Raw genomic sequence first — 20,948 nt, 5'->3', positions numbered from 1 at the left:
CTCCTGAACGTCGTTCGTTGTTCGGCGGCTGATTATTGGGCGGCTTGTTATTCGGCGGCTTCGGGGACGCGCATCGGGTTGCGGGCGTCGTTGGGCCAGGTGACGTAGGGCAGGTCGGTCTGCTCCGGCACCATGGTGATGCAGTCCGGCACCGGGCAGACATGGCTGCACAGGTTGCAGCCGACACACTCCTCGTTGACCACGGTGAAGACGCGGCGGCCTTCGCCTTGGTCGATGCGGATCGCCTGGTGCGAGGTGTCCTCGCAGACGATGTGGCAGCGCCCGCAATCGATGCACAAGGCGGGGTCGATCACCGCCTTGGTCGAGAAGTTCATGTTCAGGTCGTTCCAGTTGACGACGTTTCGCACGGCACGGCCGCTCAACTCGTCCAGCGTCCGGTATCCCTTCTCGTCCATCCAGTTGGACAGGCCGCCGATCATGTCCTCGACGATCTTGAAGCCGTAGGTCATCGCCGCGGTGCAGACCTGGACGTTGGTGGCGCCCAGCGCCAGGAACTCCGCTGCGTCGCGCCACGTCGTGACGCCGCCGATGCCGCTGACCGGCAGGTGCCTTGTGTCGGGGTTGCGGGCGATCTCCGCCACCATGTTCAGCGCGATGGGCTTCACCGCCGGGCCGCAATAGCCGCCATGGCTGCCCTTGCCGTCGACCACCGGGGTCGGCGCCATGGCGTCGAGATCGACCGCGACGATGGAGTTCACCGTGTTGATCAGCGACACCGCGTCGGCGCCGCCGCGCCTGGCCGCTTCCGCCGACCACAGGATGTTGGTGATGTTGGGGGTCAGCTTGACGATCACCGGCAGATTGACGGCGTTCTTCACCCAGCGGGTGACCTGCTCCACCATCTCCGGCACCTGCCCGATGGCGGAGCCCATGCCGCGCTCGCACATGCCGTGCGGGCAGCCGAGGTTGAGTTCCAGCCCGTCGGCGGCCCCCGTCTCGGCGATGCGGCGGGCGAGGTTGGCCCAGGCCTCCTCCTCGATGCGGGCCATCAGCGAGACGACCATGGCGCGGTCGGGCCAGTCGCGCTTGACCTCGATGATCTCCTGAAGGTTGACCTCCAGCGGCCGGTCGGAGATCAGCTCGATGTTGTTGAAGCCGATCATCCGGCGGTCGGTGTCGAGATGCGCGCCGTAGCGGCTGGAGACATTGACCACCGGCGGGTCCTCGCCCAGCGTCTTCCAGACGACACCGCCCCAGCCCGCCTTGAAGGCGCGGACGACGTTGTAGGCCTTGTCGGTCGGCGGGGCCGAGGCCAGCCAGAAGGGGTTGGGGGAGCGGATGCCGGCGATGGTGCTGCGAAGATCGGCCATGATGTGGCTCCCTTTCCTCAGGCGGTCAGGTGGCTGTGGATGGCGAGGGCGGCGAGCTTGCCGTCCTGCACGGACTGGACCGTCAGATCCTCGCCCGTGGCGACGCAGTCGCCGCCGGCCCAGACCTCGGGCAGCGTCGTGCGGTAGGACCCGTCGACGGCGATCTTGCCGCCGGTGACCTCAAGCCCGCCGAGCGCCTCGGCCGACAGTTTCTGCCCGACCGCCTTCAGCACCATGTCGGCCTGGAGGGTGAAGGTCTCGCCGGTGCCGGACAGCTTGCCGTCGCTGAGGCGCGTGCGTTCGAAGGTGATGCCGGTCTCGCCGATCTCTTTGGGCGCGGCGAAGGTCTTCAGCACGACGCCCTCGGTCTGGGCCAGCTCCTGCTCCCAGGCGGTGGCGCCCATCTGGGCCCGGCCGCGGCGGTAGACCAGGGTGACGTCCTCCGCGCCCAGGCGCTTGGCCTGGATGGCGGCATCCACCGCGGTGTTGCCGCCGCCGATCACCACGACGCTGCGCCCCACCGTCGGCGGCTGGCCGGGAAGGGCCTGGCGCACCCGCTCGATGAAGGCGGTGGCGTCCTCGACGCCCGCACGCTCCTCGCCGGGGATGCCGAGGCGGTTGTTGGCCCCCAGGCCGACGCCGAGGAACACGGCGTCGAAGTCGGCGCGCAGGCTGTCGAGCGACAGGTCGGCGCCCAGCCTGCGGCCATGCTCCACCACGATGCCGCCGACGCCGAGGATGAAGGCGACCTCGCGCTGGGCGAAGTCGTCGGCCATCTTGTAGGGGGCGAGGCCGTATTCGTTGAGGCCGCCGGACTTGGCCTTGGCTTCGAACACCGTCACCTCATGGCCGAGCGTGGCGAGGCGGTGGGCGCAGGACAGCCCGGCCGGGCCGGCACCGACCACGGCGACGCGCTTGCCGGTCGCGGCGGCGCGGGCGAAGGGGTGGGCCGGCTCGCCATCGATCAGGCGGTCGGTGGCGTGGCGTTGCAGCCGGCCGATGGCGACGGGGCGGTCCTCCGCCCGGTTGCGGACGCAGGATTGTTCGCACAGCGTCTCGGTCGGGCAGACACGGCCGCAGGTGCCGCCCATGATGTTCTCCGACAGGATCGTCGTCGCGGCGCCCTTCAGGTTGCCGGTGGCGATGGAGCGGATGAAAGCCGGAATGTCGATCCCGGTCGGGCAGGCCTTGATGCAGGGCGCGTCGTAGCAGAACAGGCAGCGGTTCGATTCGGCCAGCGCCTGCACCGGCGTCATCGCCGGGGTCAGGTCGGTGTAGGGCGAAGCCGAATTGTCTCCGGTGGTGGCAAGCGTAGCGATCAGGGTCATGGCGGATGGCTTCCCTTCGGTCGCAGAGCGGCGTGTCTACCGAAGCATCAGCAACCCGCGTGCCAAGAGAACCAACCAGCACTGCCAACGGAGACGGGCGGCGGAAAAGCTGACTGTTCGGTCAAAAACTGACGGTATGGACAGGCATGGCTTCATCATGCCAGCCATGCGGATTGCACGCAACTCAGCCTTTTGGCGCCTCTTTTGGCGGCGATACGCAAGAAACGCATGGGAATTCGCAAATGCGGAATCAGGAAATTACGCTGTATCAAAGGGTTGCATCGCCGGGGCTCTGCCTTCAATTTCGGCAGCGCACCTATTCAAGCGAGATAGGGGATGCCGCCATGTCCGCCTTCTCAAGCCTGCTGATCGACCGCACCGCGACGCCCATCGGCGAGTTGATCGTGGTGGCGGACGGGGACGGCACCCTGCGCGCCATCGACTGGACCGACCATGAGGACCGGCTGCACCGGCTGCTGCGCCTGCATCATCCCGGCGGCTACGAACTGCGGCCGGCCGGCGATCCGGGCGGGCTGACGCGGGCGATGGATGCCTATTTCGCGGGCGAGCTTGCCGTCATCGACCAATTGCCGGTGCGCACCGGCGGCACGCCGTTCCAGCGCGCGGTGTGGGCGGCGCTGCGCGGGATTCCCTGCGGCAGGACCATAACCTACCGCGATCTGGCGGCGCTGGCCGGGCGTCCGGCGGCGGTGCGGGCGGCGGGACATGCCAACGGCGCCAACCCGGTCGGCATCGTGGTGCCCTGCCACCGGGTGATCGGATCGGACGGAACGCTGACCGGCTATGGCGGCGGGGTGGAGCGCAAGCGCTGGCTGCTGACGCATGAGAGGGCGGCGGCAAATCCCCCCTCGCGGGGATGACGGTCGAACAGGTTCGAGCCGCCCTCCTACAGCTCCGCCGCCAGCTTCGTCCCCTGGGCGATGGCGCGCTTGGCGTCCAGCTCGGCCGCGACGTCGGCGCCGCCGATCAGGTGGACGGCGATGCCGGCGGCTTCCAGCGGGGCGTGCAGCTCGCGCAGCGGCTCCTGCCCGGTGCACAGGACGATGCTGTCCACCGCCAGCGTCTGCACCCGCTCGCGCTTCTCGCCGAAGCTGACGGTCAGCCCCTCGTCGTCGATGCGCTCGTAATTGACGCCGGACAGCGCCTGGATGTTCTTCATCTTCAGCTGCGCCCGGTGGATCCAGCCGGTGGTCTTGCCCAGCCCAGCACCGGGCTTGCTCGCCTTGCGCTGGAGCAGCACGACCTCGCGGGCGGGCGGCGTCAAATGCGGGCGGATGCCGGCGACACCGCCGCGCGCCTCGGCCGGGTCGGCGACCCCCCATTCCGCCCGCCACAATGCCGGCTCCAGGCTGGGCGAAGCACCGTCATGAACCAGGAACTCGCTGACGTCGAAGCCGATGCCGCCGGCCCCCACCACGGCGACGCGCCGGCCGACCGGCTTGGCGCCGCGCAGCACGTCGATGTAGGTCAGCACCTTGGAATGGTCCTGGCCGGGGATCTTCGGGTCGCGCGGCACCACCCCGGTCGCCAGCACCACGGCGTCGAAGCCGGCGCCGGTCAGCTCATCGGCCCCCACCCGCCGCCCCAGATGCAGCGCCACACCGGTCTCCGCCAGCCGATGGCGGAAATAGCGCAGCGTCTCGTGGAACTCCTCCTTGCCGGGGATCAGCTTGGCCATGTTGAACTGGCCGCCGACCTCGTCCGCCGCGTCGAACAGGTGCACCTCATGCCCGCGCTCCGCCGCCGTGGTGGCGCAGGCGAGACCCGCCGGGCCGGCGCCGACCACGGCGACGCGCTTGCGCTTGGCCGCCGCGGTGATCACCAGCTCCGTCTCGTGGCAGGCGCGCGGGTTGACCAGACAGCTCGCCGTCTTGCCGGAGAAGATGTGGTCCAGGCAGGCCTGGTTGCAGGCGATGCAGCTGTTGATCGCCTCCGCCTTCCCCGCCGCCGCCTTGGCGACGAAGTCCGGGTCGGCCAGGAAGGGCCGCGCCATCGACACCATGTCGGCCAGCCCGTCGCCGATCACCGCGTCGCCGACCTCCGGCGTGTTGATGCGGTTGGTGGTGCAGAGCGGGATCGACACCGCGCCCTTCAGCTTCCCTGTCACCCAGGCGAAGTTGGCGCGCGGCACGCTGGTGGCGATGGTCGGCACCCGCGCCTCGTGCCAGCCGATGCCGGTGTTGATGATGGTGGCCCCCGCCCGCTCGATGGCCTGGGCCAGTTGCACCACCTCTTCCCACGTGCTGCCGTCGGGGATCAGGTCCAGCATCGACAGGCGGTAGATGATGATGAAGTCGCGCCCGACCGCCTCGCGCATGCGCGACACGATCTCCACCGGGAAGCGCATGCGGTTCTCGTAAGAGCCGCCCCACTTGTCGGTGCGCTGGTTGGTATGGGTCACCAGGAACTGGTTGATCAGGTAGCCTTCCGACCCCATCACCTCCACCCCGTCATAGCCGGCCTCGCGCGCCAGCTCGGCGCAGCGGACATAGGCGCGGATCTGGCGCTCGACACCTCTTGCGGTCAGGGCGCGCGGGGTGAACGGAGTGATCGGCGACTTGATGCGCGACGGCGCCACCGACAGCGGGCTGTAGGCATAGCGGCCGGCATGCAGGATCTGCAGCGCGATCTTGCCGTCTTCGGCATGCACCGCGTCGGTGATGACCCGGTGCGCCCGCGCAGCACCTTGCCGCGCCAGGGTGGAGCCGAAGGGCGACAGCCAGCCCTCCACATTGGGCGAAAAGCCGCCGGTCACCATCAGCCCGACCCCGCCGCGCGCCCGCTCGGCGAAATAGGCGGCCAGCCGCGGGAAATGGCGGCGCCGGTCCTCCAGCCCGGTGTGCATCGACCCCATCAGCACCCGGTTCTTCAGCACCGTGAAGCCGAGGTCGAGCGGGGCCAGCAGATGCGGGTAGGGCTGGGAGCCGGGCATGGTCACAGGCACACTTCCTCCGGTTATAGACCCCGCGCTTCTGGCGGCGCTGGGCAGGCTGATGATTGGTGATGCGAATCCTAATTCAGGGTGACGTATGCGTCAATCAGGTTCCGCGGCATCCGTTAGCGCCCCTGGAAGGCCGATCGAGCCCCGATCGTTCGCGCACCCCGCTTTCCGCTGTGTGAAAAAGCCGTTCGGCGAACTGGCTCAAGGGCCTGCGCGGCGGTCAAGCTCCCAACCCAAGGGCCGCCCCTCCATCCTCGGCGGCCGATTTGCGTAACCGGGAGTTCGGTCATGGTGCAGTTCGCCGCCAACCTGACGATGCTCTACAACGAGCATCCCTTCCTCGACCGATTCGCCGCGGCGGCCGATGCCGGCTTCCGTGGGGTCGAATACCTGTTTCCCTATGATTTCGCCGCCGACGCGCTGGCCGAGAAGCTGCGCCGGCATGGGCTGACCCAGGTCCTGCACAATCTGCCGGCCGGCAACTGGGGCGGCGGCGAGCGCGGCATCGCCATCCTGCCCGACCGCGTGCAGGAGTTCCGCGACGGTGTCGCCCGTGCCATCGACTATGCCGGCACGCTGGGCTGCCGCCAAGTCAACTGCCTCGTCGGCATCCTGCCGCAAGGCGCCGACGCCGCCACCGCCGAAAGCACGCTGACCGCCAACCTCGCCTATGCCGCCGACGCGCTGGCCGGCGCCGGGATCAAACTGCTGGTCGAGCCGATCAACACCCGCGACATCCCCGGCTTCTACCTGACCCGCACGAAACAGGCGCTGGACCTGATCGCCAAGGTCGGCTCCGACAATCTCTTCGTGCAGTACGACATCTACCACATGCAGATCATGGAAGGCGATCTGGCCCGCACCATCGAGGCCAACCTCGCCCGCATCGCCCATGTCCAGCTGGCCGACAACCCCGGCCGCTTCGAACCGGGCACCGGCGAGATCAATTATCCCTTCCTGTTCAAGCATCTGGACGCCATCGGCTACAGCGGCTGGGTCGGCTGCGAATACAAGCCGAAGACGACGACGGACGAGGGGCTCGGCTGGTTCGCCCCCTACAGGACCGAACCGGCGCACGCCTGAGACGCCCCCATCCATTCAAAGAGAAGGACTATTGTCATGAAGGTCGGTTTCATCGGTCTCGGCATCATGGGCACCCCGATGGCGGGGCATCTGCTGGACGCCGGTCACACCCTCTACGTCCACGACATCAAGCCGGTCCCGGCCGAGCTGACCGATAAGGGCGCCATCCCCTGCCCGAGCGGCGCCGAGGTCGCGGCGGCGGCCGAGGTCATCATCACCATGGTGCCGGACACCCCCCATGTCGGCGCCGCGCTGTTCAGCGAGAACGGCGTCGCCGCCGGCCTGTCGGCGGGCAAGATCGTGGTCGACATGTCCTCGATCTCCCCCATCGAGACCAAGGAATACGCCAAGCGCATCAACGACCTCGGCTGCTCCTACCTCGACGCGCCGGTGTCGGGCGGCGAGGTCGGGGCCAAGGCCGCTTCGCTGACCATCATGGTCGGCGGCCCGCAGGAGGCCTTCGACACGGTCAAGCCGCTGTTCGAGAAGATGGGCAAGAACATCACGCTGGTCGGCGGCAACGGCGACGGCCAGACCACCAAGGTCGCCAACCAGATCATCGTCGCCCTGACCATCGAGGCGGTGGCCGAGGCCCTGCTGTTCGCCTCCAAGGCCGGCGCCGACCCGGCCAAGGTCCGTCAGGCGCTGATGGGCGGCTTCGCCTCCTCGCGCATCCTGGAGGTCCATGGCGAGCGGATGATCAACCGCAACTTCGCCCCCGGCTTCCGCATCGAGCTGCACCAGAAGGATCTGAACCTGGCGCTGAGCGGCGCCAAGGCGCTGAACCTGTCGCTGCCGCACACCGCCAGCTGCCAGCAGCTGTTCAACGCCTGCGCCGCGCAGGGCGGGGCGGCCTGGGACCATTCCGGCATGCTCCGCGCGCTGGAACTGCTCGCCGGGCACGAAGTCGGGTCGAAGTAAGGGGCTGGGGCGCCCCCAGCGGACCATGCTGCGGATGGCGCCCCACCCAAACCATTGGCCTGCCAACCATTCGCGTGCATTCTAAGCGCCCCGCCCTCCACGACGCCCGAGCGACCATGACCGCCACCGCCCCCACTGCCGCCCCCGCTGCCGACGCCCTGCTCCACGACCTGTTCCAGGCGGCGCTCACCGCGGTGACCGCCGAGACCCGGCTGCCGGCGGCCCTGCCGCAGCCGCCGAAGGGCCGCACGGTGGTCATCGGCGCCGGCAAGGCGGCGGCGGCGATGGCGAAGACGGTGGAAGATCACTGGCCGGGGCCGCTGACCGGGCTGGTCGTCACCCGCTACGACCATGATCTGCCGACCGAGCGGATCGAGGTGGTGCAGGCCAGCCACCCGGTGCCCGACGCCGCGGGGCAGGAGGCGGCACAGCGCATCGTCGACATGGTGCAGGGGCTGACCGCCGACGACCTCGTGCTCTGCCTGATTTCCGGCGGCGGCTCCGCCCTGCTGGCGCTGCCGGCGCCCGGCATCACGTTGGAGGACAAGCGCGCCGTCGCCAAGGCGCTGCTGAAGAGCGGCGCCGACATCGGCGAGATGAACTGCGTGCGCAAGCACCTGTCGGCGGTGAAGGGCGGCCGGCTCGCCGCCATGGCGCACCCGGCGCGCGTCGTCTCGCTGCTGGTCTCCGACGTGCCGGGCGACGATCCGTCGGTGATCGCCAGCGGCCCGACCGTGCCCGACCCGACCAGCTTCGCCGACGCCCGCGCCATCCTGGCGAAATACGGCATCACCCCGCCGCCCGCCGTCGCCGCCTTCCTGGAGGCTGCGGAGGACGAGACGCCGAAGCCCGGCGACCCGCGGCTGAGCGGCGCCGAGACCACCATCATCGCCACCCCGCAGGACGCGCTGGAGGCGGCGGCGGCGCTGGCCCGCGACCGCGGCTACACCCCGGTCATCCTGGGTGACGCCATCGAGGGCGAATCGCGCGAGGTCGCCAAGGTCCATGCCGGCATCGCCCGGCAGGCCGCCCGCCATGGCCAGCCGGCCCCCGTTCCCGCCGTGATCCTGTCCGGCGGCGAGACCACGGTGACGGTGCGCGGCCAGGGCCGCGGCGGCCGCAACGTCGAATTCCTGCTGGCGCTGGCGGTGGCGCTCGACGGTCATCCCGGCATCCGGGCCGCCGCCTTCGACACCGACGGCATCGACGGGACGGAGGACAATGCCGGCGCCATCCTGCGCCCCGACACGCTGAAACGGGCCGAGGCGATGGGGTTGGACGCCAAGGCCTTCCTCGCCAACAACGACGGCTACAGCTTCTTCAAGGCTCTCGGCGATCTGGTCGTCACCGGCCCGACGCGGACCAACGTCAACGACTTCCGGGTGATCGTGATCGATCCGGCCTGACGCTTGACAGCGAGAAAAAACAATCTTAATTGGAAGACAGCATCTGGGCCTCGTTTCGGACGTCAATCTGGAGGGGTTTCGTACTGCATGACGCTTTGCCCAAGCGCCTGACGTACGAGGCAGCATCTCAGGTCCCCAGGTGCTTTCCTTTTTAAGCAGATTTTTGCCGTCGCTTCATCATCGTTTTGAATGCAAGCTGACGTATGTTTGGGCGAACATCGGCAACGACCGTGTATTCGATGCCATTGATCAACTTAATGAACAATACTGTCGACACACCGCGTTTTGAGCCATCTCCTTTTGAAGGACTTCCATCCTGAATGATTTCCGGGATCAGGCAAAAGTCGTCTTCAGTTATAGCGGCCTGACCTCTCCTAGCCTCTTGGGAAGCATTACCGTGCTGCTTTAGCGCGTGCTTCAAAGCGGTGTTTTCTACAACGACGCAAAACTGCCGCAATTCCAAACCAGTGGCAGCCCGAACGCGCGGTGCATTTTGAAGCAGGCCAATTTCGTGTGTCTCAATACGCTCCAGTGATTTTAAATGCTGATTGACGAATCTCTTCATCTGATGGGATTCATTCTTGAAATGTCTTGATGGGCCCGAGCTGCCTGATTCTCCGTCAGGCGCAAATGCAACGTTGGGCATCACCGATTCAATCCCATCCTCACAACCAGATTCCGCACGCTGAAGCGCTATGCCGCCCCAACATAGAGCGAGAATGGGAATTGTTCAATTTTTCGGACAGGTCAGAGACAGTTTCTTTTATCGTCGCTCCACAGGAGTGACCGCAAAATCAACCTCGCCCCTACCCCACCTTTGCCTTGGTCAGCTGCGCGATGTAGATCCGCGTCAGCGATTTCAGGATCGGCGGCATCGCCATCACCGCGTCCTCGAAGCTGCGCTTGTCGATCACCTCGCAGATGCCGCCGCTCACCGCCACGGCGGTGACGTCGGGCGGGCGGCCGGTCAGCAGATAGATCTCGCCGAACAGGCTGCCCGGCCCGAAGCTGGCGATCTCCTCGCCCAGCGTGCCGCGGCCGGGGCGCAAAGCCACGCGGCCGGACTGGATCAGGTAGGCGGCGTTCACCGGGTCGTTGGGGCTGAAGAAGACGTGCCCCTCGCGGATCATCCGGCGGTCGACCACCTTCTGGAACGAGTTGGTGGAACGGAAATCCACCGCGTTGCCGACCCGCTCGGTCGGCGGCAGGCCATAGTCGCGGCGGATGGCGGCGATCAGGCTCTGCAACAGGTAGGAGGCCAGCGGCGGGCTGCGCTTCAGCAGGCTGCGGAAGGCGTCCCGCGTCACCTCGACGCACGTCACCTCGGTCAGTGCCCGCACCGTGGCGCTGCGCTCACCATCGTCGATCAGCGCCATCTCGCCGACCACCGCCCCCTTGCCGACCACCCCCAGCCGCCGGATGCTGCCGTCCGCCGCGGTCAGCAGCACCTCCAGCTCCCCGGATTCGATCAGCCATGCCCGGTCGCCGCGCTCGCCCTGCCGCATCATCACGATGCCGGGCTCGATGGTGGTGCGCTTGGGACCGGAAGAGGCGGATTGCGTCATTGCATGGCTCAAAACAGACGGAAAGTTATCTCCCCACTCTACCCCATGGCCGCCGCATCGTCAGCCTCGGGTCTTCATCACGCCGCGGTCGCGGGCCGGCTCGCTGCCGTTGCCGCCGCCGCGGCCGAGAAACTGGCGCAGGAAGGCGACGACCTCCGGCGAATCCCACTCCACCGCCCCTTCGACCCGGCCAAGCTCACGGCCCTCGGGATCGACGAGGATGGTGGTCGGCAGGCCGCGCAAGGACAGCGCCTTCATCGACTCCGACGCTGGATCGAGGAAGACCGTCAGGTTCTGCACCCCCGTCTTCTTGTAGAAGGGCTCCACCGCCGTCCGCCCGCCGCGGTCCAGCGACAGTGCCACCACCTGGAAGGCGTCGCCGCCCAGCTGGGCCTGGAGCCGGTCGAGCGACGGCATCTCCTTCACGCACGGCCCGCACCAGGTCGCCCACAGGTTCAGCAGGATCACCCGGTCCTTGAAATCGGCCAGATCGATCCGCCGCCCTTCGGCATCGACGAAGGACAGGGGCGGCATCGGCTTGGGCTCCGCCCCCTTGAACTTCTCCAGCTTGTCGGCACCGGTGGAGGCGACGGGGGTGACCACGTCGGGCGCGCCCAGCCGCACCACCTCCGGCGTGCCGGCAGCGGGGTTGGGCGCCGCACCGGCGCTCCACCACAGGCCGGCCCCGGCCATGCACACACAAACCGTTGCGACAGCCGTCAAAGTCCGCATACTCACGCTTCCTCGCTCCCCTTCACCCGAATGCCCCGGTATCCGTCCCCATGAGCGCCGATCAGACCACGCCGACTTCCGCCGCCCCGACCGGTGCCCCCACGGGCTCTGCCGCACCCGCCGCCAGCCAGATGTGGGGCGGGCGATTCGCGCGCGGTCCCGCCGCCATCATGGAGAAGATCAACGCCTCCATCGGCTTCGACAAGCGGCTCGCCGACCAGGACATCGCCGGGTCGAAGGCCCATGCCGCGATGCTGGCCAAGCAGGGCATCATAACCCAGGCCGACGCCGACGCCATCATCGACGGGCTCGACCGCGTAAAGGCAGAGATTGACGCCGGCAGCTTCACCTTCAAGGTGGAGCTGGAGGACATCCACATGAATGTGGAGGCCCGGCTGGCCGAGCTGATCGGCGAACCGGCCAAGCGCCTGCACACCGGCCGCTCGCGCAACGACCAGGTGGCGACCGATTTCAAGCTGTGGGTGCGCGACGCCATCGACCGGACCATCGCCGGCCTGACCGCGCTGCAGACCGCGCTGATCGATCTGGCGGAGCAGCACACCGGCACGGTGATGCCGGGCTTCACCCATCTGCAGGCGGCGCAGCCGATCAGCTTCGCCCATCACCTGCTGGCCTATGTCGAGATGTTCGGGCGCGACCGCAGCCGCTTCCGCGACGCCCGCTGCCGGCTGAACGAATGCCCGCTGGGCTCGGCGGCGCTGGCCGGCACGCCCTACCCCATCGACCGCTTCATGACGGCGGAGGCGCTGGGCTTCAACCGGCCGACCGCCAATTCGCTGGACGCGGTGTCCGACCGCGACTTCGCGCTGGAATATCTGTCGGCGGCGTCGATCTGCGGCATGCACCTGTCGCGCTTCGCCGAGGAGATCGTGATCTGGTGCTCGGCGCAGTTCCGCTTCATCAAGCTGTCGGACGCCTTCACCACCGGCTCGTCGATCATGCCGCAGAAGAAGAACCCCGACGCGGCGGAGCTGGTGCGCGCCAAGGCCGGCCGCGTCATCGGTTCGCTGAACAGCCTGCTGATCGCCATGAAGGGCCTGCCGCTGGCCTATTCCAAGGACATGCAGGAGGACAAGGAGCCGGTGTTCGAGGCCGACGACACGCTGGCGCTGTGCATCGCCGCCATGGAAGGCATGGTGCGCGACATGCAGCCCAACGTCCCGGCGATGCGCGAGGCGGCCGACCGCGGCTTCCTGAACGCCACCGACCTCGCCGACTGGCTGGTGCGCGAGCTGGACATGCCCTTCCGCGAGGCGCACCACGTCACCGGCCGCGCCGTGAAGGCGGCGGAGGACCGCCGCGTCGGCCTGACCGACCTGACGCTGGCCGAACTCCAGGCCATCGAGCCGCGCATCACCGAAGCCGTCTATCCGGCGCTGAGCATCGAGGCGTCGCTGAACAGCCGCACCAGCTTCGGCGGCCCGGCCCCCGTCCGCGTGCAGGAGGCGGTGAAGGCCGCCCGGGAGCGTTTCCTGTGACCAGCCGTCTTCCCCGCTCCGTCACCCTGACCGTCCTCGCCCTGGCCGGCGCCCTGGCGCTGGCCGGCTGCGGCAAGAAGCCGAAGGCCGTCGACAGCCCGGTTCCCGAAGGGCAGGTCGATCCCTTCCCCCGCACCTATCCCAACCCTTCGCTGGACCCGAAGCCCGGTAAGCCGGCCGGTTCCGGAGTCCAGTTCCCATGACCGCCCGCACCGGTTCGCCGAATGGTTCTCCCCCCAATGGCTCACCAATGAGTGTCTTCGCCTACCGCAACGGCGTGCTGCACGCCGAATCCGTCTCGCTGGAGGATGTGGCGCGGGAGGTGGGCACGCCCTTCTACCTCTATTCCACCGCAGCGCTCGAATCGCACTACAACGCCTATGCCGGCGCCTTCGCCGGCCAGGATGCCGGCGTCTGCTATGCGCTGAAGGCCAACTCCAACCTCGCCGTCATCCGCACGCTGGCGAAGCTGGGGGCCGGCGGCGACGTGGTGTCGGTGGGCGAGATGAAGCGCGCGCTGGCCGGCGGCATCCCGCCCGAGCGCATCGTCTTCTCCGGCGTCGGCAAGACCCGCGACGACCTGCGCGCCGCCCTTGAGGCCGGCATCCACCAGATCAACGTGGAATCGGTGCCGGAGCTGGAGGCGCTGAGCCAGATCGCCTCGTCCATGGGCGTGGAGGCTCCCATCGCCTTCCGCGTCAACCCGGACGTCGACGCCAAGACCCACGCCAAGATCGCCACCGGCAAGAAAGAGAACAAGTTCGGCATCGACTACGACCACGCGCGCGAGATCTACCGCCGCGCGGCGGCCCTGCCGGGCATCAAGCCGGTCGCCATCGCCGTGCATATCGGCTCGCAGCTGACCGACCTCGCCCCCTTCCGGGCGGCCTACGAGCGGGTTGCGGCGCTGCTGCACCAGCTGCGCGAGGACGGCCACGACATCCAGCGCCTGGATCTCGGCGGCGGGCTCGGCATCACCTACAAGAACGAGGCGCCGCCCGATCTGGCCGACTATGCCGCGATGGTGCGCTCGATCACCGGCAATCTCGGCTGCCGGATCACGCTGGAGCCGGGCCGCTCGCTGGTCGGCAATGCCGGCATCCTGGTCAGCCGCGTCATCTATGTGAAGCAGGGGCTGCACCGCCGCTTCGCCATCGTCGACGCGGCGATGAACGACCTGATCCGCCCGTCGCTCTACGACGCCTATCACGGCATCGTGCCCGTCGCGGAGCCGGCCGACGGCGCCGCACAGGAGCCCTACGACGTGGTCGGCCCGGTGTGCGAGAGCGGCGACACCTTCGCCGTGCAGCGCCCGCTGCCGCCGCTGGCCGACGACGACCTCGTCGCCTTCCTGTCGGCCGGCGCCTATGGCGCGGTGATGGCCTCGACCTACAACACCCGGCCGCTGGTGCCGGAGGTTCTGGTCAACGGCGACCGCTTCTCCGTCATTCGCCCCCGCCCGACGGTGGAGGAGATGCTGGCGGCCGAGCGGGTGCCCGACTGGTTGTAAAGGGCGGATAATCGCCCTCTCCCGCCCCGGGAGAGGGAGGGGACCCGCCGCAGGCGGGGAGGGTGAGGGGGAGTCCAAGAAACCATGCGGTTCGGATTCTTGCCTTACCCCTCACCCTTCCCATGCTGCGCATGGGCCCCTTCCCTCTCCCGGGACGGGAGAGGGAGCTGTAGGGAACGTCCCCCGTCACGCGTCCAGCACGAACCGGGCGTTCTTCGCCGTCAGCGCCTCGAAATAGGGGCGCAGGCTCGCGTCGTCGAAGCCGAAGGCCTGCTGGAAGCGGATGATCAGGTCGCGCTCGCCCTGTTCCGCCTCGCCGTCGGCCATGGCGCTGTCGATCATGTTCAGCAGGATGCACAGCCGCTGCTGCTGGTTCAGCTTCGGCACGACCTCGGCCAGGAAGCTGTCCGGCGGGGTGCTGCGGGCATATTTGAGGCAGCCGTCCAGTTCCTCCCGCGAGGCGCGGCGGCCGAGGACGGAGACCAGATGGCCGACCTCCTCCGGATCGATCTCGCCATCCGATCCCATGCAGTAGACCAGCGACACCACCAGCGCACGGCGCGGGTTCATCTCCAGCGGCGCGTTGCCCTTGAACATATCGAACAGACCCATCTTTCGACCTCCCCAATGGTTCAGACGCCTGCCCATCTGGGCCCATGGGGCAAGCCGCGCAAGATGCGGGGTGGCGCTATTTTTCAAAGACCGCGGCCGAGGTTTCCGGCCCCGCAAGCCCCCTGACCCTGTCCGGCCATCGGGGCAAACCCCAAGCCCCCTCCCGGTCGAATAGCGCAGCCGTCCCATCGGATTCGTGATAGTTTGGATGTGAAGTTTCGGGCGGGCAGCATCGGGCATCGGCACACAAAAGGGGGATTTGTGGGACGCTTCCTACGGGGCGCGCTGGTGGTGGTCGTCGTTCTGGCCGCATTGGCGGGCAACGCGGCCCACAGGGTCTATTACGATTACCAGGACACCCAGCAGCGCCGCTTCGTCCTGGTGCAGGACATGGCCCGGCTGGTCGACGACCATGTCCGCCGCACGGTGCACACGGCCGACGTAGCGCTCGACCAGACGGCGGCCATGGTGGCGGAGGCCCGCGGCCTGCAGAAGCTGCGCGACCTCAAGCATTGGGCCCGTCTGCGCGAATATGCCGCCCAGGTCGAGGGCGCCGACGCCATCTGGATTTACGACGCCGACGGCCGGGCCGTGCTCGAATCGGCCAGCTTTCCCAACCGCATCGCCGATTTCGCCGACCAGGGCGGTCTGGAGGCCCTGCGCGGCGGGATGCGCCTGCACATCGGCGCGGCGCAGCCGGTGCGGACCGGGTCCTATCCGCTCGTCTTTCCGGTTTCCCGCCCGCTGCATGACGACGAGGGGCGCTTCGTCGGGGTGGCATCCGTGTCGATCCGGGTCAACCACCTGACCGACTTCTACAGCATTCCGGGCTTCGAATTCGATCCGCTGATCGCCGTCTACCGGCCGAACGGCGAGGTGGTCGCCCGCCGCCCGGAACCCGAAGCCTCGGCCGGCCGCACGGCTGCCGCAGCCCCGCTGTTCCAGTCCCGGCTGCGCGAGGCGCCGGAGGGGCAGCTGCTGTCGGCGTCGCCGCTGGACGGGGTGCTGCGCATCGCCGCCTACCGGACCGTCCGCGACTATGGTCTGGTGGTGCTGGCCGGCATCGACCGGGAAGAGGCGATGGCCGTGTGGCGCACCCGCACCCTGCATACGGTGGTGGAGACCCTCGTCGGCCTGCTGGCGGTCCTCGGGATGCTGGCCTGGGGGATGCGCTATCTTGACCGCGAGCGCAAGGCGCAGGTGGCCCTGGCCGAGGCGCGGAGCGCGGTGGAGCGGACCAGCGCCGAACGCGACGAGAGCGCCCGGCTCGCCGCCGCGCTGAACCATGCCCGCGACATGGCGGAGAGCGCGCGGCAGGCCGCCGAGGCCGCCAACCGGGCCAAGGGCGAGTTCCTGGCCGGGCTGAGCCATGAGCTGCGCACGCCGCTGAACGCCGTCATCGGCTTCGCCGACCTGATCGCCCGCGAGGCGGAGGGGCCGGTCGGCACCCCGTCTTACCGGCAATATGCCGCCAACGTCCGCGACAGCGGCCAGCATGTTCTGGAGCTGATCAACGAAATCCTCGATCATGCGCGCGCGGAGGCCGGGGCGCTGCCCATCGAGGAGGGGCACTGCGACCTGGAGGCCGCGGCGGATTTCGCCGTCCGCATGCTGACCCCGCGGGCCGAGCGCGCCGGCGTGCTGCTGTCGGCGGTGGTGGCGCCGGCGGTGGGCGCCTTGCGCGGAGACGACCGCCGCATCCGCCAGATCCTGCTGAACCTGATCGCCAACGGGGTGAAATACACGCCGTCCGGCGGATCGGTGACGCTGTCCGCCATGCTGGAGGACGGCACGCCGGTGATCCGCATCACCGACACCGGGCTGGGCATCCCGGCCGAGGATCTGGATCGCGTGCTGGAGCCCTTCGCCCGTGTCGAGAGCGCCGGCCACCGCGGGGTCGAGGGCGCCGGGCTGGGCCTGCCGCTGACCAAGCGGCTGGTCGAACTGCATGGCGGCACGCTGGCGCTGCGCAGCACGCTGGGCGTCGGCACCACGGTGACGGTGCGGCTGCCGGCGAACCGCCTGTTGCCGGCGGAGGCGTCGGGCATGCCGGCGACACCGCCGGCCCGGCCGGCCCGGCCGGCCCCCGCCACCAGCCCAGCCACCAGCCTGGCCGGCAGCCCCGCCGCCAGCCCGTCCATCGCCCCATCCCTCACCGTCCCCGCACAGCCCCTGGCCCAGCCCTTGGCGCCTTCGCTCTCCCCGCCCCCTTCGGCACCGCTGTCGATCCTGCTGGTGGACGACGATCCGACCGTGCGCGACATGGTGGCCGGGCTGCTGCGCGGCTGGGGCCATCGGGTGATCGCGGCGACCAACGCCAACGAAGCGCTGGTGGTGCTGGACGGGCCGGAAAAGCTCGATCTGCTGCTCAGCGACGTCGTCATGCCGCCGGGCATGGACGGGACGGAGCTGGCCCGGCACGCCGCGCGCATGCGCCCCGGCCTGCCGGTTCTGCTGGCCTCCGGCTTCGCCGCCCATGCCGTCGGCACGCCTGCCGGCTTCGGCCCCGACGTGGCGATGATCGCCAAGCCCTTCTCCATCGAGGATCTGCGCCGGCAGCTTTCCCGCATCGCCGGCCGGCGGGTGGGAGCGGCACCCCAGCCCCAGGCGATGGCGGCCCAGGCAATCGCTGCCCAGCCCCCTGCGCCTGTTCAGCCCACTCCCCGTCCCGCCGGACCGCCGCGCCTGCTGATCGCCGAGGATCTGTCGATCAACCGCGAACTGCTGGCGGCGCTGTTCAGGGACAGCGGCTACCGCATCGATCTGGTGGCCGACGGCGCCGCGGCGGTGGAGGCGGTGAAGGCCGGCGACTACGACCTCGTGCTGATGGACGTGCAGATGCCGGAGATGGACGGGCTGGAGGCGAGCCGGATCATCCGCGCCATGCCGCCGCCGCGCGGCGACCTGCCGATCCTGGCGCTGACCGCCGGTTCGTCGGACGAGGAGCGGCGCGACTGCCGTGACGCCGGCATGAACGGGCACATCGGCAAGCCCTATGAGCGCGACCTGCTGCTGCGTCAGGTCGCCCGCACGCTGGCCGCCGGGCGCAGCCGCACCGGCGCCGCCTGAAGCCGGGTCAGGGCTGCTCGAACACTCTTGGGAAATGGGCGAGACGCCGGCCGAACAGGCTTTGCGGCGCGGCGTCGGCCGCGGCCGGTTCCGCCTGATTGGCCGGCAGCGGCGCCATGGGCAGGGGCGTGGCGGAGAGCGCGCGCGCCGAGGCCGGGCGGGTGCGGCGTTCCGTCTTCTCGGGTGGGGCGTAGAAATGCAGGGTCAGCTGGCCGTCGGCTTCCGCCGCATAGGGCAAGCCTGGGACCGTCCGGCGTTCGGCGCCGGGAAGCACATACTGCTCACCTTGGTCGGTGCGTTCGATATGCGGCATGACCGGTATCCTGTCTCCACCGGACCGATCCTGCCGTTCCCGCCCTTGCGGGTCAAGGGCGGGCTGCGTCACGAAGGGCTTATCCGATCGTACCGCCATCCGCCCCCTCGTTCACAGGGTGTTCTCCCCCCGGATCGAGGCCCTTACGGGTGCAGGACGCTCGCCACCAGCAGGTAGGACAGCCAGGCGACGATGCCGGAGGCGGGAATCGTCAGCACCCAGGCCCAGACGATTCGGCCGGCCAGCCCCCAGCGCACCGCCGAGGTGCGGCGGGCGGAGCCGACGCCGACGATGGCGCCGGTGATGGTGTGGGTGGTCGAAACCGGGATGCCCAGCCACGTCGCGCCGAACAGCGTGATGGCGCCAGCCGTCTCGGCGCAGAAGCCCTGGTAGGGCTTCAGGTCGGTGATGCGCGACCCCATGGTGCGGACGATGCGCCATCCGCCCATCATGGTGCCCAGCCCCATCGCCAGCTGGCAGGCGATGATGACCCAGAAGGGGACGTGGAAGGTATCGCCCAGCATGCCCTGGCTGAACAGCAGGACGGCGATGATGCCCATCGTCTTCTGCGCGTCGTTGCCGCCATGGCCCAGGCTGTAGAGCGCCGCCGAGACGAGCTGCCAGTGCCGGAACTGGCGGTCGACCGCGAAGGGGGCGGCCCGGCGCAGCGCCCAGGACAGCACCAGCATCAGGAACAGCGCCAGCAGGAGGCCGATGCCGGGCGACAGCACGATGGCGACCGCCGTCTTGGTGAAGCCGCTGCCGATGATGGCGCCGAATCCAGCCTTGGCGATGCCCGCCCCGGCGATGCCGCCGACCAGCGCATGCGAGGAGGAGGACGGCAGCCCGAGATACCAGGTGATCAGGTTCCAGCCGATGGCGCCGATCAGCGCCGCCAGGATCACCGCCGGGTCCATCACCAGCGGATCGACCAGCCCGGTGCCGATGGTGGTGGCGACATGCAGGCCGAAGAACAGGAAGGCGATGAAATTGAAGAAGGCCGCCCAAAGGACGGCCAGCTTGGGCGACAGCACGCGGGTCGACACCACGGTGGCGATGGAATTCGCCGCGTCGTGCAGGCCGTTGATGAAGTCGAAGGCGAGCGCCACCAGAACGATGACGGCGATCGCCGGCAGGCCGAGTTGCAGGGCCTCCATGACCGGGACCGCCTCAGACCTGATCGAGCGTGATGCCCGCGACCAGGTCGCCGACGTCGTCGCACCGGTCGGTCACCGCCTCCAGCATCTCGTACAGCTCGCGCCGGCCGAGGAAGGCGATCATGTCCGGCTTCTCCGCGATCAGCGACTGGAGCGCGCTGCGCAGGATGTCGTCGGCCTCGTCCTCGATGTCGGACAGCCGGCCGCAGAGATGGTCGATGCGCTCGGCGTTGCGGGCGATGGAGCCCAGCAGCGGCATCAGCTCGACCAGCACGTCGGCCTGCTGGCGGATCAGGGCGACGAAGCGGCGCATCGGCTCGTCGAACGCCTCGATGCCATAGAGGCCGGCATGGCGCGGAACCTCGTCCATCAGGTCGATGGCATCGTCCAGCGCGTTGATCAGCGACAGGATGTCCGAGCGGTCGAAGGGGGTGATGAAGGCGCGGTGCAGGTCGCGCCCGGCATCCTTGGCGATGCGGTCGGCGTCCTTCTCCACCCGCTTCAGCGCAGCGACCTTCTGCGCGCGCTCGTCCGGTCCGGAATCCATCACCGCTTCCAGTGCGATGGATGCTGCCACGATATGGCGGGCCTGCTCGACGAACTGGTCGACGAAGCGTTCCTCCTTCGGCATCAGCGAACGGAATGCGCGCAGCAGCATGGGACTGTGACTCACGTAGACTGGATTGGTTTGGCGCTGCTCTTAGCACGCTTCGCGGTGCGGTGCAGCGGCGGCATGTCATGTAAAGGTCATGAAACAGTCATTTGGTAGCAAAATCGCCACAGGTCGCGGCACATCGCCGCGTTTCACCCCTCCAACCGATCCGGCGAACCGGTTTCACCGGCCCCCTTGAGCAGGCCCCATGGAAAGCCGCCGGCCGCCTTCCCAAATCTCACCCGAAGCCCCTCCCCCGACCGCAGGGTTCCGCCCATGACGTGCCCACCCGCCCTTCTCCACCGCCTTGCCATGCCGGCGCTTGCCGTCCTGCTGGCGAGCACCGCCCCGCTGCATGCCCAGACGGCTTCGCCCAACGACCCCGGCCGGTGCAGCCCGACCGTCTCGGCGGCACTCAGCACCTGGGACACCGGAGTCGCGGCGGCGGAGCGTTTCGGCGACAAGGCGGCGGCGGTCGCGCGCGAGAAGGGGCGGGAGTATCTGCTGCCGCTGCTGGGGATCGACCCGAAGGCGGTGCCGCCCGATGCCAAGGGCGGCGGCACGACCGACGATGTCGGCCGCGCGCTGGAGGAAAGCCGCAACGATCCCAAGCGCCGCGCCGACCTCTGCGCCGCCATCACCCGCGCGGCGGACGAGGCGAAAAACTCGGCCGGCGCCGGGCTCGACGCGCTGAAACGGGCCCTGGACACCTGGCAGCTGACGCCGCCCGCCGCTCCGACCCCCGGCCCGGCCCCCGCCCCTGCTCCGGAGACGCCGAAGCAGGACGGGCTAATCAAGACCTGATCCG

General features: G+C 68.9%; 19 protein-coding genes. 9 read left to right on the top strand and 10 right to left on the bottom strand.

Going from position 1 to position 20,948, the window contains the following annotated elements; genetic code table 11:
* Positions 1–47: 47 nt before the first annotated feature.
* A complete protein-coding gene (gene preA, locus CRT60_RS08175; RefSeq protein ID WP_098735916.1) occupies positions 48–1,331 on the bottom strand; it encodes an NAD-dependent dihydropyrimidine dehydrogenase subunit PreA in 1,284 nt (427 codons plus the stop codon).
* A 17-nt stretch (positions 1,332–1,348) separates the two neighbouring features.
* On the bottom strand, positions 1,349–2,659 hold the full coding sequence (locus CRT60_RS08170; protein WP_098735915.1) for an NAD(P)-dependent oxidoreductase: 1,311 nt from the start codon (positions 2,657–2,659) through the stop codon (positions 1,349–1,351).
* Between the two features lie 344 nt (positions 2,660–3,003).
* On the opposite strand from CRT60_RS08170, the gene ogt reads away from it, so the two are divergent.
* Positions 3,004–3,540 (top strand): methylated-DNA--[protein]-cysteine S-methyltransferase, encoded by a 537-nt coding sequence (gene ogt / locus CRT60_RS08165; RefSeq protein ID WP_098735914.1) that lies wholly within the window; start codon positions 3,004–3,006, stop codon positions 3,538–3,540.
* 26 nt (positions 3,541–3,566) lie between these two features.
* Here the strand turns inward: ogt and CRT60_RS08160 are convergent, their stop codons facing one another.
* The gene (locus CRT60_RS08160; RefSeq protein WP_098736261.1) at positions 3,567–5,612 is read right to left on the bottom strand and encodes an NADPH-dependent 2,4-dienoyl-CoA reductase; all 2,046 of its coding nucleotides are present in this window, start codon (positions 5,610–5,612) and stop codon (positions 3,567–3,569) included.
* A 297-nt stretch (positions 5,613–5,909) separates the two neighbouring features.
* Here CRT60_RS08160 and hyi point away from each other — a divergent pair, with 297 nt between their 5' ends.
* The 3 genes from hyi to CRT60_RS08145 all read left to right on the top strand — a co-directional run bounded on the left by hyi (position 5,910) and on the right by CRT60_RS08145 (position 9,031).
* Complete coding sequence (gene hyi / locus CRT60_RS08155; protein WP_098735913.1) at positions 5,910–6,704, top strand: hydroxypyruvate isomerase; 795 nt, start codon at positions 5,910–5,912, stop codon at positions 6,702–6,704.
* Positions 6,705–6,740: 36 nt separating this feature from the next.
* Positions 6,741–7,625: a 2-hydroxy-3-oxopropionate reductase gene (gene glxR, locus CRT60_RS08150; RefSeq protein WP_098735912.1), complete on the top strand. Its 885-nt coding sequence runs from the start codon at positions 6,741–6,743 to the stop codon at positions 7,623–7,625.
* Positions 7,626–7,741: 116 nt separating this feature from the next.
* Positions 7,742–9,031, top strand: a complete 1,290-nt coding sequence (locus CRT60_RS08145; RefSeq protein ID WP_098735911.1) for a glycerate kinase type-2 family protein — start codon at positions 7,742–7,744, stop codon at positions 9,029–9,031.
* A 151-nt stretch (positions 9,032–9,182) separates the two neighbouring features.
* On the opposite strand, the gene CRT60_RS08140 is transcribed toward CRT60_RS08145, so the two are convergent.
* The 3 genes from CRT60_RS08140 to CRT60_RS08130 form a co-directional block, all read right to left on the bottom strand.
* Positions 9,183–9,596 carry a PBECR3 domain-containing polyvalent protein gene (locus CRT60_RS08140; protein WP_244592358.1) on the bottom strand — a complete coding sequence of 138 codons (414 nt, stop codon included), beginning with the start codon at positions 9,594–9,596 and terminating at the stop codon, positions 9,183–9,185.
* 241 nt (positions 9,597–9,837) lie between these two features.
* The gene (locus CRT60_RS08135; protein ID WP_098735909.1) at positions 9,838–10,596 is read right to left on the bottom strand and encodes a cyclic nucleotide-binding domain-containing protein; all 759 of its coding nucleotides are present in this window, start codon (positions 10,594–10,596) and stop codon (positions 9,838–9,840) included.
* A 60-nt stretch (positions 10,597–10,656) separates the two neighbouring features.
* The gene (locus CRT60_RS08130; RefSeq protein ID WP_244592357.1) at positions 10,657–11,289 is read right to left on the bottom strand and encodes a TlpA family protein disulfide reductase; all 633 of its coding nucleotides are present in this window, start codon (positions 11,287–11,289) and stop codon (positions 10,657–10,659) included.
* A gap of 89 nt (positions 11,290–11,378) precedes the next feature.
* Here CRT60_RS08130 and argH point away from each other — a divergent pair, with 89 nt between their 5' ends.
* From argH to lysA, 3 genes are read left to right on the top strand one after another with little or no spacing between them, the layout of a single operon-like run.
* Entirely contained in the window at positions 11,379–12,827 is a 1,449-nt protein-coding gene (gene argH / locus CRT60_RS08125; protein ID WP_193548415.1) for an argininosuccinate lyase, read from the top strand.
* Positions 12,824–13,030 (top strand): hypothetical protein, encoded by a 207-nt coding sequence (locus tag CRT60_RS08120; protein WP_098735907.1) that lies wholly within the window; start codon positions 12,824–12,826, stop codon positions 13,028–13,030. Before argH ends, CRT60_RS08120 begins: the two co-directional genes overlap by 4 nt.
* Positions 13,031–13,077: 47 nt before the next feature.
* On the top strand, positions 13,078–14,337 hold the full coding sequence (gene lysA, locus CRT60_RS08115) for a diaminopimelate decarboxylase (protein ID WP_098735906.1): 1,260 nt from the start codon (positions 13,078–13,080) through the stop codon (positions 14,335–14,337).
* 186 nt (positions 14,338–14,523) lie between these two features.
* Here lysA and CRT60_RS08110 read toward each other — a convergent pair whose 3' ends face one another.
* A complete protein-coding gene (locus CRT60_RS08110; protein WP_193548414.1) occupies positions 14,524–14,949 on the bottom strand; it encodes a tellurite resistance TerB family protein in 426 nt (141 codons plus the stop codon).
* Between the two features lie 261 nt (positions 14,950–15,210).
* Between CRT60_RS08110 and CRT60_RS08105 the strand changes: the two genes are divergently transcribed.
* Positions 15,211–18,018, top strand: coding sequence for a response regulator (locus CRT60_RS08105; RefSeq protein ID WP_098735905.1), 2,808 nt, complete (start codon positions 15,211–15,213; stop codon positions 18,016–18,018).
* A 7-nt stretch (positions 18,019–18,025) separates the two neighbouring features.
* Here CRT60_RS08105 and CRT60_RS08100 read toward each other — a convergent pair whose 3' ends face one another.
* The 3 genes from CRT60_RS08100 to CRT60_RS08090 all read right to left on the bottom strand — a co-directional run bounded on the left by CRT60_RS08100 (position 18,026) and on the right by CRT60_RS08090 (position 20,146).
* On the bottom strand, positions 18,026–18,331 hold the full coding sequence (locus CRT60_RS08100) for a hypothetical protein (protein WP_098735904.1): 306 nt from the start codon (positions 18,329–18,331) through the stop codon (positions 18,026–18,028).
* Between the two features lie 143 nt (positions 18,332–18,474).
* Entirely contained in the window at positions 18,475–19,488 is a 1,014-nt protein-coding gene (locus tag CRT60_RS08095) for an inorganic phosphate transporter (protein ID WP_098735903.1), read from the bottom strand.
* Between the two features lie 13 nt (positions 19,489–19,501).
* A complete protein-coding gene (locus CRT60_RS08090; RefSeq protein ID WP_098735902.1) occupies positions 19,502–20,146 on the bottom strand; it encodes a DUF47 domain-containing protein in 645 nt (214 codons plus the stop codon).
* 270 nt (positions 20,147–20,416) lie between these two features.
* On the opposite strand from CRT60_RS08090, the gene CRT60_RS08085 reads away from it, so the two are divergent.
* Positions 20,417–20,944: a hypothetical protein gene (locus tag CRT60_RS08085; RefSeq protein ID WP_098735901.1), complete on the top strand. Its 528-nt coding sequence runs from the start codon at positions 20,417–20,419 to the stop codon at positions 20,942–20,944.
* Positions 20,945–20,948: the final 4 nt, after the last annotated feature.

Origin of the sequence: Azospirillum palustre (assembly GCF_002573965.1) — a bacterium.
GTDB classification, from domain to species: Bacteria; Pseudomonadota; Alphaproteobacteria; order Azospirillales; family Azospirillaceae; genus Azospirillum; species Azospirillum palustre.
This window is presented reverse-complemented; position numbering and strand designations above follow the sequence as displayed.

Excerpts from the sequence above, each read along its gene's own strand:
- preA (WP_098735916.1), bottom strand. The coding sequence starts at position 1,331 with ATGGCCGATCTTCGCAGCACCATCGCCGGCATCCGCTCCCCCAACCCC.
- CRT60_RS08170 (WP_098735915.1), bottom strand. The coding sequence starts at position 2,659 with ATGACCCTGATCGCTACGCTTGCCACCACCGGAGACAATTCGGCTTCG.
- ogt (WP_098735914.1), top strand. The coding sequence starts at position 3,004 with ATGTCCGCCTTCTCAAGCCTGCTGATCGACCGCACCGCGACGCCCATC.
- CRT60_RS08160 (WP_098736261.1), bottom strand. The coding sequence starts at position 5,612 with ATGCCCGGCTCCCAGCCCTACCCGCATCTGCTGGCCCCGCTCGACCTC.
- hyi (WP_098735913.1), top strand. The coding sequence starts at position 5,910 with ATGGTGCAGTTCGCCGCCAACCTGACGATGCTCTACAACGAGCATCCC.
- glxR (WP_098735912.1), top strand. The coding sequence starts at position 6,741 with ATGAAGGTCGGTTTCATCGGTCTCGGCATCATGGGCACCCCGATGGCG.
- CRT60_RS08145 (WP_098735911.1), top strand. The coding sequence starts at position 7,742 with ATGACCGCCACCGCCCCCACTGCCGCCCCCGCTGCCGACGCCCTGCTC.
- CRT60_RS08140 (WP_244592358.1), bottom strand. The coding sequence starts at position 9,596 with ATGAAGAGATTCGTCAATCAGCATTTAAAATCACTGGAGCGTATTGAG.
- CRT60_RS08135 (WP_098735909.1), bottom strand. The coding sequence starts at position 10,596 with ATGACGCAATCCGCCTCTTCCGGTCCCAAGCGCACCACCATCGAGCCC.
- CRT60_RS08130 (WP_244592357.1), bottom strand. The coding sequence starts at position 11,289 with ATGGCCGGGGCCGGCCTGTGGTGGAGCGCCGGTGCGGCGCCCAACCCC.
- argH (WP_193548415.1), top strand. The coding sequence starts at position 11,379 with ATGAGCGCCGATCAGACCACGCCGACTTCCGCCGCCCCGACCGGTGCC.
- lysA (WP_098735906.1), top strand. The coding sequence starts at position 13,078 with ATGAGTGTCTTCGCCTACCGCAACGGCGTGCTGCACGCCGAATCCGTC.
- CRT60_RS08110 (WP_193548414.1), bottom strand. The coding sequence starts at position 14,949 with ATGGGTCTGTTCGATATGTTCAAGGGCAACGCGCCGCTGGAGATGAAC.
- CRT60_RS08100 (WP_098735904.1), bottom strand. The coding sequence starts at position 18,331 with ATGCCGCATATCGAACGCACCGACCAAGGTGAGCAGTATGTGCTTCCC.
- CRT60_RS08095 (WP_098735903.1), bottom strand. The coding sequence starts at position 19,488 with ATGGAGGCCCTGCAACTCGGCCTGCCGGCGATCGCCGTCATCGTTCTG.
- CRT60_RS08090 (WP_098735902.1), bottom strand. The coding sequence starts at position 20,146 with ATGCTGCTGCGCGCATTCCGTTCGCTGATGCCGAAGGAGGAACGCTTC.
- CRT60_RS08085 (WP_098735901.1), top strand. The coding sequence starts at position 20,417 with ATGACGTGCCCACCCGCCCTTCTCCACCGCCTTGCCATGCCGGCGCTT.